At 29.1% G+C, this 11,632-nt stretch carries 13 protein-coding genes; 7 read left to right on the forward strand and 6 right to left on the reverse strand.

The window, feature by feature from the left end:
- On the forward strand, positions 1-922 hold a 922-nt coding region (locus ACI3VO_RS14060; RefSeq protein WP_439758521.1), incomplete at its 5' end, for a hypothetical protein.
- A gap of 47 nt (positions 923-969) precedes the next feature.
- On the opposite strand, the gene ACI3VO_RS14065 is transcribed toward ACI3VO_RS14060, so the two are convergent.
- Both ACI3VO_RS14065 and ACI3VO_RS14070 read right to left on the reverse strand, forming a co-directional pair.
- Entirely contained in the window at positions 970-1,335 is a 366-nt protein-coding gene (locus tag ACI3VO_RS14065; protein ID WP_439758522.1) for a TSUP family transporter, read from the reverse strand.
- Positions 1,336-1,350: 15 nt separating this feature from the next.
- Positions 1,351-1,710, reverse strand: a complete 360-nt coding sequence (locus ACI3VO_RS14070) for a sulfite exporter TauE/SafE family protein (RefSeq protein WP_439758523.1) — start codon at positions 1,708-1,710, stop codon at positions 1,351-1,353.
- Between the two features lie 157 nt (positions 1,711-1,867).
- On the opposite strand from ACI3VO_RS14070, the gene nadE reads away from it, so the two are divergent.
- Positions 1,868-2,620, forward strand: coding sequence for an NAD(+) synthase (gene nadE, locus ACI3VO_RS14075; protein WP_320624875.1), 753 nt, complete (start codon positions 1,868-1,870; stop codon positions 2,618-2,620).
- A gap of 114 nt (positions 2,621-2,734) precedes the next feature.
- Positions 2,735-3,457 (forward strand): YebC/PmpR family DNA-binding transcriptional regulator, encoded by a 723-nt coding sequence (locus ACI3VO_RS14080; protein WP_320624874.1) that lies wholly within the window; start codon positions 2,735-2,737, stop codon positions 3,455-3,457.
- A 92-nt stretch (positions 3,458-3,549) separates the two neighbouring features.
- Here ACI3VO_RS14080 and ACI3VO_RS14085 read toward each other — a convergent pair whose 3' ends face one another.
- The 3 genes from ACI3VO_RS14085 to ACI3VO_RS14095 are packed head-to-tail and all read right to left on the reverse strand — an operon-like array spanning position 3,550 to position 5,600.
- Positions 3,550-4,380, reverse strand: a complete 831-nt coding sequence (locus tag ACI3VO_RS14085; RefSeq protein WP_439758524.1) for a VanW family protein — start codon at positions 4,378-4,380, stop codon at positions 3,550-3,552.
- A gap of 2 nt (positions 4,381-4,382) precedes the next feature.
- A complete protein-coding gene (locus tag ACI3VO_RS14090; protein WP_439758525.1) occupies positions 4,383-4,922 on the reverse strand; it encodes a YqeG family HAD IIIA-type phosphatase in 540 nt (179 codons plus the stop codon).
- A gap of 9 nt (positions 4,923-4,931) precedes the next feature.
- Positions 4,932-5,600, reverse strand: a complete 669-nt coding sequence (locus ACI3VO_RS14095) for a hypothetical protein (protein WP_439758526.1) — start codon at positions 5,598-5,600, stop codon at positions 4,932-4,934.
- Positions 5,601-5,862: 262 nt separating this feature from the next.
- Here ACI3VO_RS14095 and ACI3VO_RS14100 point away from each other — a divergent pair, with 262 nt between their 5' ends.
- Entirely contained in the window at positions 5,863-6,483 is a 621-nt protein-coding gene (locus ACI3VO_RS14100) for a TetR/AcrR family transcriptional regulator (protein WP_439758527.1), read from the forward strand.
- A 3-nt stretch (positions 6,484-6,486) separates the two neighbouring features.
- Entirely contained in the window at positions 6,487-7,707 is a 1,221-nt protein-coding gene (locus ACI3VO_RS14105; protein WP_439758528.1) for a cation:proton antiporter, read from the forward strand.
- Between the two features lie 61 nt (positions 7,708-7,768).
- On the opposite strand, the gene ACI3VO_RS14110 is transcribed toward ACI3VO_RS14105, so the two are convergent.
- Positions 7,769-8,680 carry a LysR family transcriptional regulator gene (locus ACI3VO_RS14110; protein WP_439758529.1) on the reverse strand — a complete coding sequence of 304 codons (912 nt, stop codon included), beginning with the start codon at positions 8,678-8,680 and terminating at the stop codon, positions 7,769-7,771.
- Between the two features lie 167 nt (positions 8,681-8,847).
- On the opposite strand from ACI3VO_RS14110, the gene ACI3VO_RS14115 reads away from it, so the two are divergent.
- Positions 8,848-10,185, forward strand: a complete 1,338-nt coding sequence (locus ACI3VO_RS14115; protein WP_439758530.1) for an MATE family efflux transporter — start codon at positions 8,848-8,850, stop codon at positions 10,183-10,185.
- A 331-nt stretch (positions 10,186-10,516) separates the two neighbouring features.
- A partial coding sequence (locus tag ACI3VO_RS14120) for a PLP-dependent aminotransferase family protein (RefSeq protein ID WP_439758531.1) occupies positions 10,517-11,632 on the forward strand: 1,116 nt, incomplete at its 3' end.

Here is an 11,632-nt window from a genome sequence, read left to right on the forward strand (position 1 = left end):
GTGCAAGATAGAAATTAAATCAGTTTCTTATGAAAATGGAGATTATAAGGTGTATTTTAAATCATATGGAAAATACGATAGAAAAGGTGGAATTTTGCTTTCGCCTATTTCACATAGTAATGGTTCATCGAAAAAAGATGCATTTATACAGACAAGTGTAGATGATAATTTGAATTATTTAGGCAAACTTTGTTACAGTACTTCTTTACTTAAATATGGCGATGAATTTGGTTTTACAATTTTATCTTCAGATGTATTAGAAGAAAAAATTGCAGATAAAAAAGTAAAAGATGTAATTAAGCAGGAGGATGGCAAGGTTAAAGTAACACTTTCTAATTTTATACAATATACTTGGATTAGAGAAAATATTGATTCTCAATATGATGATAAAGTAGATGGATATATAGCTTTAAAAAACATAGCAAGTGAATATCTAGAAAAAATTTATAGCGTATTAAATGATGATGTCGAATACAAGGTATTGGAGTTTTCGTTGAATATGGATGAAAATGATAATATACGTAGTTTATATTTTATAACTTATGAGGATATGTCAAATGGCTCTTGTTATCAAATAGCATACAAGGATGGAAAAACTGATGTAAATAAAATGGAAGATGGTTTTTTGAAGGGTTACGACCAGGTTGAATTAAATCAGAAAAATATATATTTAGATCAGTTTTTAGCAATTTTAGAAAAAGTAAATTTTAAGAAATATAAAAATGCTAATGTTTATACATTTACATATAATAAGTTTGATGACAATTTAATAAATTATGATGAAGTTTATAAAATCGACAAAAATAATAATTTAAAAGAATCTAACAAATCTAATGAGAAAAAACTTCAATATATTAAATGTATTGCACAGAATAACCAATCGACAGTTAAGCGTGTTATTTATCTTATACCTGATAAGTAAAATTACACAATAAAAATATCTTATTTAAAAATAAAACCTAAAACTTTTTAGGTTTTATTTTTATGAGAGATACCCTTTTGTATTTCAAATATGCCTATAATTAATAAAAATACTCCAAAAAATCTTCTAAGAGATTCAGAAGAAATATATTCAGCTAATGTAGAACCGAATATAGCTCCCACAATACCGAATAATGCTATAGGTAATACTAGCTGTGTTTCTACGTTTTTCTTTCTTGTGTGTATTATTAATGCAGCAATTGTCATAGGTATGGAAGATAGTAAGTTTATACTTTGGGCGATTTTGGGGTCTATACTTGCAAATAGTACTAATGCAGGTATCAATATTGTTCCGCCACCCATTCCCATGCCACCTATTATTCCTGCAAAAAATCCGATTATTCCAATAAGCATAATTCCTCCTAGAATTTAATAAAAAATAATTCTACATGCAGCTATTATCATAACAATTCCAAAGGCTATTCTCAAAAATTTGCCAGTAACCTTGCTGAGTAATTTAGCCCCGATAAGTCCACCGATTATGCTTCCTATCGAAGCTTGAATTGTCGAGGGAATATCGTAGGTACCCTTGGAAATATATATGGCTGAGCTCGCAGTCGTCAAAAATATTATGATGGCAAGCGCTGTAGCATGTGATTTGTGCTCTTCTACTCCTAGAATATTATTTAGAATAGGAACTAAAAGAGTACCACCGCCAGAACCAAACAAACCATTAATAAAACCGGTAAGGCTACCGATTAAAGAGTTTTTAAAATTAAATGGATTCATACTTTCACCTACCTTGTATTATTATTTACGATTTTGATAAAAATATGTATAAATAAAAAATAAATATATAAATTAAATAATAAAAATAATATGATAAATTTTATTAAAGAAATGTGGTATTATAAGAGTATATTTTTATGCGAAAGGGGCAAAATAAATGGAAATAAATCAAAAGATTGACAAAATAGTGGATTGGCTTAGAGAAAAAGTCAAAGAAGCAGGATGTAAAGGTTTAGTAGTAGGAGTTTCAGGAGGGATAGATTCAGCAGTAGTTTGTTATCTTATCAAAAAAGCATTTCCTGATAATTCTATAGGTGTAATTATGAGTATCAACAGTAACCCTAAAGATAGAGAAGATGCACTTAAGGTTATAAATGGATGTGGAATTGATTATATAGATTTAGATTTAACTGAACCACAAGAAATGATATTAAATACTGTTACATCAGCACTTAAAGAAAAAGGACTATACAATGAAAATGGACTAAGATCAGCTGATTCTAACTTAAGAGCGAGAGTTAGAATGAGTACTGTTTACACTGTTGCAAATGATTTAGGATATTTAGTTGTAGGAACAGATAATGCAGCAGAAATACATACTGGTTATTTCACAAAATACGGTGATGGAGGAGTAGATTTAGTTCCAATAGCTAACCTTACTAAGGCAGAAGTTTACGATTGGGCTAGAGCATTAGGAGTACATCAAGATGTAATAGATAGAGCACCATCAGCTGGACTATGGGAAGGTCAAACTGATGAAAATGAAATGGGAACTACATACAATATGATAGACAAGGTTGTATTAGGCAAAAGAGATGAAGTACCTCAAAAAGATCTAGATATTATAGACAGACTTCACAGAATTAGCGAACATAAAAGACATACTGCGGCAAAACCTCCGATATTCTAATTTACTTAATTGCATTTTTGTGCTAAAATTTACTTTGGCGATAGATTTATAAGCGGGAATTTTATTTATAGGTCTATGAATGAACGAAATTAAAGTTAAGGAGTGAAACAAACTATGGGTCGTATACATAATATTATCAATAGAAAAGGTAAACAAGACGCAAAAAGAAGTTCAGTATTTACAAAACATACAAGAGCAATAACAGTTGCTGTTAAAGAAGGTGGACCAGATCCAGAATACAATGCAGCATTAAAAACAGCTATAGATAAAGCTAAGGCTGACAACATGCCAAATGACAACATAAAAAGAGCTATATCTAAAGGTGAAGCATCAGGTTCTGGAGAAGACTATGTTGCAAACACTTACGAAGGATATGGACCAGGTGGAGTTGCAGTTATAGTAGAAACATTAACTGACAACAAAAACAGAACTGCTGGTAACATGAGATTTTATTTTGACAAAAACGGTGGAAATTTAGGAACAACTGGATGCGTATCATTCATGTTCGATAACAAAGGTCAAATATTAATATCAGACGAAAATGGAGTAACAGAAGACCAATTAATGGACGATGCTTTAGAAGCTGGTGCAGACGATATAATTGCTGAAGATGGAGGATTCGAAGTTATAACAGCTCCAGAAGATTTCAATGCAGTTAGAGATGCATTACAAGAAAAAGGATATGAATTCGTATCTGCTGGTGTTAAATTAATACCTCAAACTACTACTGTTTTAGAAAATGAAGGTCAAGTAAAGGCTATGGAAAAATTAATAGACTTACTTGAAGATGATGACGACGTTCAAAACGTGTACCATAACTGGGAAATAACTGAATAATAGTATTAAATGAGGTTGATACACTTTTGTGTACCAACCTCCAATAATTAAATGAAAAGTCAATCTTGAAGGTTTTTAAAATAAAGACTTTTTTATATTATGATTTGATCTTTAGGAATTAAATCGTAATCAAACATAACTTTTGAACGATTATCCCAAATAAGTTCTTTATCTAATATCTTTCCAGTTGATTTTTCAGTAGTATTTTTATAAATTTTTGAAACTCTATAATATTTATCATCTTTTTTTTCAAAATGATGATTTTCTTCAACTAATTCATAACTCCAAGGAAATTCTTTCTCACTTCGTAGTTCTCCATATAGCTTTCCATCTTGACACCATACAAGCAGTTGAAGATTTTGTTCAGTATTATTTTTAAATCGATAATCAATATAATTGTAGCTAATAGATGTTCCAGAGCTAAATGGAACTCTTTTTCCTTGATCTGGAGCCAAAGCATCAGAATGTTTATGAAGTTCAGTAATTTCTAGAGGACTATGTAAAATCAATAGGTTTATTGTATTTCCTAAATTGCAAAGACCTCCACCAGTTCCAGCTTTTAGCTCATTATTTACTATTACACGACCATCTTTATATCCATTTTTACTTGTAACAGGCCCTACCGTCTTCCAAAAAGAAAAGGTTTCTCCTGGACGAATTATCATACCATTGATTTTTTTGCAAGCTAGCATGATATTGACTTCTTTATTTTTTTGAAGGTTTATATCAATTCCTTTTCCTCTTTTAATTATATTAGAGCTGTGGCTAGAAACAATATTAGATAATTTTTCATTTTCTATAGTGCTAGCAAATTTTTCTTTACTAAAGAAATCTTTTAAGTGTCTTTTAAAAATTTCTTTTTTTACAGAAATAGAGTAACAAATAGGATGAAGCTCGCAAAAATTTTTGTTTTTGAATAGCATATTTAATCGACCTCCTTTTGAAAAATATCACCAAGTCGGTGTGTATAAGATTTATTTCTTTTATAGAATTTAAGAATTAGATTTTCTAAATGTCTTCTTTTCCCTATTTTGGTTTCGTTTTCAAGTCGTATGTATTTAACTAATATATTAGCTATTTGGCTTTTATTAGCTCCTAAAATATCTGTAAATATTTGATCGCCTATGAATATACTTTCTTCTTTTTTTATATTCATCATTTCTATAGCCTTCAAATAATTATCTACCTTTGGCTTTTTAGCATCATGTATATATAAAGAGTCGATATTTTTTATAAATCTTTTAATTCTTTTTTCGCTGTTATTTGATAATAAGAGTGTTTTAAAGCCTATATTTTGAATTGTTTGAAATAAATCATCTATTTCTTTTGTTGAATCATCACCATGATGTACTAAGGTATTATCTATATCAAATATAATTCCTCTATAGCCCTTATCGTATAATTTCTTGTAATCAATAGAAAAAACATTTTCAACATATTCATAAGGGTAAAAAATCTTAAGCATTTAATCCTCCTATTTTTCCATATAATCGCATACGTTGTTAATTTGCTCATTAAAGCTTTCACCAAATTTATTTTCAAAGAAGGCTCCACCGATGGTAAATGTCCATGGATTAGCTTCCTTTAACTCATCAAGTCTTTTATAACTATTTATACTACCAGCTATACATACCGGAGCTTTTACTTTAGAAACAAATTCTTTATTAAGTTCAGTGGCATTTTCTGTATATCTATACCCTAATAAATCAAATCCGTAGACACCTTTTTCAAGACATCTATTCGCCTCGTTTACCATTTCATCAATAGTTCCTTTAAGAATAGACGGACGGCCTTCAACCTTTCCCACAAATGGCATATATTTAAGATTGTTTTCTTTACAAAATTCATTGACTGAATCGAAAAATTTTGTTCCCATAAGAATATCGCATCCACACTCGACCGCCTTTTTAGCACCTTCTAAGCACTTTTCTTCTGTGTATGCCACAACTTCGAGAATAGTTGTTTTACCACATTTTTTCATGTAAGCATATAACTTTTTCATTTGGTCAATTGGTAGAGGTTCTTCTTTAAATCCCCAAAATTTTGCCTTTGAGTCTTTACATTGATCAAAAATTTTATAAGCATTATCAACAGTTTTATCATTATGTGTTAGCATTACGATTAACTTTGGATTATCGTTCATAATTATAACCTCCAAATATATTATTATATATTTTAAATATATTTATATAGTATCAAGAATGATACGAATTCACAATATTTTACATAGTTTTGTACACATTGTAACTTATTAGATATTTAAAAATCAAAAAAATCAAAGAATAAAAAAATATGATGGCGAATAATAAGGATATAAAAATAATTTTTTGAATTTATTGACCATATGGTCGATAAATGTTAATATAATCATGGTTAACCGAATTATCCATAAATGGAGGCAAATTATGAAAAGAGAAAAACAAAATGAATTAATGATTCAAAAAATTTTAAACAGCGCAATTGAAGAATTTAATTCGTATGATTATGAATCTGCTTCTTTAAATCGTATTTGTAAAAAAGGACAAATTTCTAAAGGAATTATTTATCACTATTTTAAAGATAAAGACGATTTGTACTTAAAATGTGTTCAAATATGTTTTGAAACATTAATTGAATATTATAATCAAAAAAATTTTAATTGTTTAGATTTATCAGAAGCAGTTATAGGATATATGCAGATAAGAGCACAATTTTTTGAAGAACATACCGAATTTAGGGGATTATTTTTCAATGCTTTATTGAGAACACCATCACATTTACAACATGAGGTGAATAATTTAAAAAAGGAACTAGACATGATTAATTTATCTTTTCTTAAGAATCAATTATCAAAAATTCCTTTAAAAGATTCTATATCAGTAGATGGAGCAGTTAAATTTTTAGATATTCAAATAAATGCGTTTAATGAATATTTCCGAAAATCGGCAGAAGAAAATGAAAATTTTCATTCAATCATAGAGAAACATGAAGACATGATAGTAGAATGGTTAAACATAATACTTTATGGAATAGTAAAGGAGGCTTAGTTAATGATATTAAGATACGCACTAACAATTTTATTGGCAATTTTATTTGGAAAAGCTGTTTCAAAATTGAAACTTCCAGCTATTTTAGGTTGGCTTTTAGCAGGAATGATTTTGGGACCACATGCATTTAATTTATTAAATCAAGATATTTTGGATACTGAATTTTATAAATATGCTATTAATATTTTAGAATGCTCTGTCGGTCTTATGATTGGAACGGAGCTTGTTTGGAGAAAAATAAAATCCGCTGGGAAACAGATTGTTATTACGACTTTAACGCAATCATTGGGAACATTTCTATTTGTATCATTGGTATTTGGTATTGTATTTAAAGTAATGAATATAACATTATATTTAGCATTTTTATTTGGAGGTATAGCATTGGCTACTGCTCCTGCACCTGCGCTATCAATAGTTCGTGAATTTAGAACAAAAGGAGATGTTACTAGTACTCTTATTCCCATGGCAGCTCTTGATGATATGGTAGGAGTTGTTGTATTCTTTAGTACAATTGCAATTGTAAGTAGACAGCTATCTGCTGGTAGTATGCCAATTTATATTATACCTTTGTTTATTTTTTTACCGCTTGGAATTGGATGTCTTGTAGGATTTATCAGTGGATATATTATGAAAAAAACAAGTGATAAAAATTATATATTTATAAACTTGATTATTTCTATTTTGATAGCTTCTATTATAGGTATTACTTTAAATTATTATGTACTACCAACACCAATTTTAAACTTTATGTTGATTGGAATGGCATATTCAGCAGTATTTTCTAATTTAATAAGTGACGAGCAACTAGAGATTTTAATGAAGGATTTTAATCCTATACTAGCTATTGCTATGATTACAGTAATATTAAATTTAGGAGCACCTCTTGATTATCATTTAATCTTTGGAGCTGGATTATTTACTGTTATTTATATTGTTTCAAGAGCATGTGGAAAATATTTTGGAGCTAGATTTGGAGCAACAATAACTCATGCACCAGATACAGTAAAAAAATATTTAGGATTTACTCTGCTTCCACATTCAGGAGTATCGCTTGTGTTTACAGGGATAGCAGTCAGCACTTTAAGTTCGTCTGCACCAGAATGCGCAAAAATTATTCAAGGAACAATTGCTGCAGCTGCAGTTATCAATGAGATTATAGCCGTTATTATCGCTAAAAAAGGATTTGAATGGGCAGGAGAATTGTCTACTAGTGAAGAGGCATAAAATATAGATGAAAGTAAAAAATAGGTAATAGCAACATATAAATGTAGTTATTACCTATTTTTTATTTCAATTTTAATAGACATACAACTCCAGGAATTGAATTCAAATGATCTTGTAGTATATGCAAAAATATATCGATATACTCAGAATTATAATCTATATGTTGTATATAATAATAAATTCGTTCAGGAGGTCCGTCATCTATTTCATGAATTTCTAAATCTTTATTATTTTGAGAAAGCCAATAACCGATACTAAGTGGAACTATAGCCCAGCTGTTTTTTATTTGAATAAAATTATCCAAAAGAGACATCTTATCCACGACAATTAGTGATTTTGATAAAGATCCAAACCAGTAATTATGCCATTTATCAAATTCGGGATTCCATGGCAGTCTGATTTCTGATTTACAATCTAGATTTGAAGGATGTACAATTTCTGGATAATTATTTTCTCTATTGCAGATAAAACACATTTTTTCGCTGAAAATAGGTATAGTTTTCACATCTTTATTGTACATATCATCAGAAATAAATCCTAAATTTACAATCTTATTTTCGACATATTTATAGCAATCGTCAGAATGTGAGCTATGAATCACAAGGTGAATTTTATTATTCTTTTCTACAAAGGATTTATAAACTTTCGGTAAAATGTATGTATTTATACTATCTATAGCTGCTATATGAAATACTGTGTTTTTAGGTAGAGTTTTAATTTCCTTTGTTTCAAGCCAGAGCTGTTGCCATTTTTCTGCAATCGGGATAAATGCCTCTCCTTGAGGCGTTAGTATTACATTTCGGATTCCCTTTTGTCTTATAAATAATTCGTATTGGAGTTCATTTTCTAGTGATTTTATTCGTCGGCTTAGGGCTGGTTGGCTTATATATAAAACTTCGGCAGCCTTAGTAATACTTCCATATTTTACGATGTTTAAAAAAGCTTCAATTTCTAATTGAGTCAGTGAAATCACCTCCTATGTTAAAAAATATAAATTATACTTTATATTATATAGTATAAATATGCATTATATAAAAATATAAATTGGTGTTACAATTTTTATATTACATAGCAAGATAAATGATTTTGAAATCAAGATGTTCTTATAAATAAAGAGAAAATTAGAAAGGGAGAAAAGTTATGGAACAAACATATAATCTAACGGAAGGAAATATAAAGAAGCAGCTAATATATCTTTCAATACCGCTTTTAATAGGTAGTATATTTCAACAATTTTATAACACAATGGACAGTATAATTGTGGGAAAATATGTCGGACATGACGCATTTGCTGCAATTGGAATTGCAGGAACTGTAATGCATTTATTTATATTTATAATAATTGGGTGTTGCGCAGGGATATCTATAATAACTGCACAATTGTATGGTGAAAAAAATTACGATGCTATGAGAAATGAAATATTTTTATCTTCAATTTTAGGTGGAGTGGTAAGTATTGTTATAAGTATTTCAGGAATTTTATTTTTGCCTTTTATTTTAAGAATAATTCAGACACCGAGTTCATTAACTAGCTATGTTACTCAATATATGAACATTATCTTGGGAGGGATTATAGCTACTTTTTTATATAATTTTTTATCATCTATTTTAAGATCAGTTGGAAATACAAAGATGTCGCTTATATTTTTAATAATTTCGATTATGATGAATATATTTTTAGATTTATTGTTGATAAAAAATTTTTCTATGGGAATAAGAGGTGCAGCATTAGCAACAGTTATATCTCAGTTATTCTCAGCTTTTTTATGTTATTTTTACATAATCTATAAAATTCCGATTTTAAAGGTTAAAAAATCAGATATGAAATATAATTCTAGTTTAGTAAAACAAACTTGTCAGTATTCGTTTGTATCTGCTTTACATCAATCTTCGCTTTATATAGGGAAACTTCTTGTTCAAGGAGCAGTAAATTCACTTGGAGTTGATGCAATTTCGGCATATACAGCAACAGGTAGAATAGAAGATGTAATTTTGGCATTTGGAAACAGCAGTTCAGAGGCAACTTCAATATTTATCGCTCAAAATACAGGAGCAAAAAATTATAAAAGAGTTTTAGAAGGATTCAAAAATGCAATGATATTGATACAATTAGTTTGTATATCTATGATTTTATTTTTATTTTTCCGTTCAGATATTTTACTTAATTTCTTTGTATTTAATGAAGGAAAATCAGTATTAAATTATGGAGTACAGTATTTTAGAATAATATCATTATTTTATGTGATTAGTTTAATTGGAAGTATATTTGTGGGGTATTATCGTGGTACAGGTCATGTCAATATACCTGTTATAGGGACAACATTACAACTAACTATAAGAGTTATACTTTCTTATTTATTAGTTGGTTCAATGGGTCTAGGTGGAGTAGCACTTGCGACTGGAATAGGATGGATAGGTATAATTACATTCCAAACAAGTGTATTTGTTAAGAATAAATACTATAAATTAGATGTTTAAAATTAATAGCAAAAAATTTAAAAATCGACTATATAATATAGATTTTTAAATTTTTTGCTAATTTTTTAGATAGTATCTAAATTTACATATACTGTAAGTTAATGCTATAATTTAATTAATTAGCAACAGAAAATTAAGTTAAATTTCTTATATTAAAAAACGTTATAACATATATTAAATAAATTTTACAGAATATTATGAATTGAGCGATGGTAATTTTATGTAAGTGGAGGAATCTCTTTGATATATATTTAGCTTATTTTTGTAAATTCAATAAATTATTTAATTCTCAGAAATCTAATAACTACATTATACAAGGGAGGTAGTAATTATGTCGAAGTTTGCAAAACGAATTTCTGTTATGGAGGAAGAAGTAAAAAAATTAAAAGTATTATCTGATTCTCTTGTTAATCCTGATATTATTTCCTTTGCAGGTGGAGCTCCAGGTAAAGAGGCTTATCCTTTTGAAAAATTAAGAGAGATTTCTCAAGATGTATTTAAAGAAGGTGATATAGGTTATGAAGCTTTAAAGTATGGTTCTACTATAGGATATGAGGAGCTTAGAGTTCAGATTAAGGATAAGCTTCTTGCTAATAGAGGTGTGGAAACTGAGATAGAAAACATTATGGTTACAGCAGGAGGTATTCAACCAATGAATCTTTTGTCTCAGTTATATCTTGATCCAGGGGACTACATATTGGTGGAAACTCCATCCTTTGTTCATACAAGTATGATATATAAGATGTTTGAGGCAAATCTTATTCCTTGTTCCATGGATGATGAGGGTCTAGTGATAGAGGATGTAGAAGAAAAGATAAAGAAGTACAATCCTAAATTCATATATACTGTACCTACTTTCCAAAATCCAACTGGAGTTACAATGTCTCTTGAAAGAAGAAAGAAGTTAGCTGAATTAGCAGCAAAATACGATGTAATTGTAATTGAAGATGATCCATATAGAGAAATTAGATATAGTGGTGAAACACTTCCATATATTAAGAGCTTTGACAACACTGGTCATGTAATACTTACAAACAGTATGTCTAAGATATTCTCACCAGGTTCAAGATTAGGGTATCTTGTAGCAGATAAAGAAATAATAAATAAGCTTTGTAACATTAAGCTTGGAACAGATACTTGCACAAATACAGTTACTCAAGTATTATGCGCAGAGTTCTTTAAGAGAGGTTACTATGCTGATCATCTTGTGAATCTTTGTAACCTTTATAGAGTTAGAAGGGATGCTATGCTTAATGCTATAGATGAGTCCTTCCCAGAGGGAACAAAGCATACTATTCCGGATGGTGGATATTATACTTGGATAGAGCTTCCTAATGGAATGGATGCATCTAGTATGAAAGCTGAAATAGCAGAAAAACTTAATATATGCTATGGGGATGGTTCTATATTCTTTACAGAAGGAAATTTAGAAAAGGCAGGTTGTAAC

The sequence above is a fragment of the Intestinibacter sp. genome, assembly GCF_051866655.1.
Lineage (GTDB): Bacteria > Bacillota > Clostridia > Peptostreptococcales > Peptostreptococcaceae > Intestinibacter.